1 protein-coding gene is annotated in these 1,576 nt (G+C 47.5%); it reads left to right on the top strand.

The window, feature by feature from the left end; all coding sequences use genetic code 11:
- Window positions 1-67: 67 nt before the first annotated feature.
- On the top strand, window positions 68-1,576 hold a 1,509-nt coding region (locus tag EAE93_RS23780), incomplete at its 3' end, for a transposase (protein WP_214040715.1).

Genomic DNA, 1,576 nt, shown 5'->3' with positions numbered 1-1,576 from the left:
GAGGGTGTCGCAAAAGGCGTGTATTATCCGTTAAGATCTGCGTACTTCTTTTAAGCGCAGATCTTTTATGACCTTATTCATTCGAAAACGGGAACCTTCCCTTCATACCGGACGTCAGTTTGTCAAAGCTCAGCACTTACCTGTATTGGATGGCTCCCTTTCCCTTTCTGATTATCTCAGGCAAATGGGGGAGCGTAGCGCATTTATTGTTACTGACATTCTTGATGAGCAAGATTGGGGCCCTTTTGAACGCCATTATGCTCCGACAGGGAGAGCCCCTTATTCTCCACGCTCCATGATAGGGATCCTGCTTTATGGGATCATGAAAGGACACTGCTCGCTCAGAGAACTTGAACGACTTGCGCGTTTAGATTTAGGCTGTATTTTTGTCAGTCAGGGAATTACGCCCGATCATGCCAGTCTTGGGCGTTTTATTTATCAGCACCAATCCGTCCTGACGGGCTCGTTTTTTAAGGCACTGACCTTATCCATTTTGCACCGTAGTCATTCGGACGGCTCGTGCCTGGCCGGTGACGGGACAGTGATAGAGGCGGCCTGTTCTCATTACCACCTTTTAACTCAGGAAGCGATTTCACGTGAAAAAAATACTCTCACGGCCACCCCTGCCACAGCGCAGACAGAAAAACGCATAAAGCAATTGGAACAGGGAGCCAGCGTATTACGGCGCCGACAAGAAAATCGCGAAAAAAAAGGGAAGGATGCCAGCCAACTGCGTATCAATCCAACAGAACCCGAAGCCGTCGTCCAGAAACTTAAGCGGGGAAGGGGATTTTCAACTTCCTATAAACCGTCTGTTTTAGTCAACAACAGACGTCTTATCGTCGCTCACACGGTCGATCCCTCCAGTGAAACCCAAGTGATGGCCGCGTTATTGGCGCAGAATCTCACTATCTCGGGCGGTCACCCGGAAAAATTGATATTGGATGCCGGTTATTTCCATGACGATGTGATTGCTGAGGCGAAGAAACATCAGATCTTGCTGTTTTGTGCAGAAAATTCAGACCGACAGCGCGCACGAAAAATCTATCCTAAATCATTATTTACTTATGATGCTGAGCAAGATTGCTATATTTGTCCTGCGCATCACCAATTGTCCCTGCAAAGTACAGTGAAAGCCACTGAAAAAACGCGGCCCTATCGGGTTTATAGCGCTGACAATTGTGCCGGATGCCCGCAGAAAGCGGGCTGCACAAAGGCTAAAGGAGGAAGAAAAATAAAACGTTATCCGGAAGATGAAGGGAGGGAGGCGCTTCGTTTGCATATGGCCCGACCCGAGTCAAAACAGATATTGAGTCAACGAAAGAGCCTGGTAGAACCGGTATTTTCGGCATTACGGGGAATTCAGAGACTGGAACGCTTTCGGCGTAAGGGATTGTCAGCGGTAAAGCTGGAGTTTTCCCTGCATGCAATGGCCTATAACTTATCAAGAGCGGTGGCTCTGATATTAGGGATTATTTTTAGCCTGTTATCCATACAAATAACAGGCTGCCCAAAGTCAGTGATTGAATTTAACTTGATGCTTGAAAAAGTGACCTTAACCTTTTGCGACACCCTC

The organism is Photorhabdus akhurstii (assembly GCF_018448925.1).
Lineage (GTDB): Bacteria > Pseudomonadota > Gammaproteobacteria > Enterobacterales > Enterobacteriaceae > Photorhabdus > Photorhabdus akhurstii.
The sequence above is the reverse complement of the archived record's forward strand: the minus strand, read 5'-3'. Positions and strand labels throughout refer to the sequence as shown.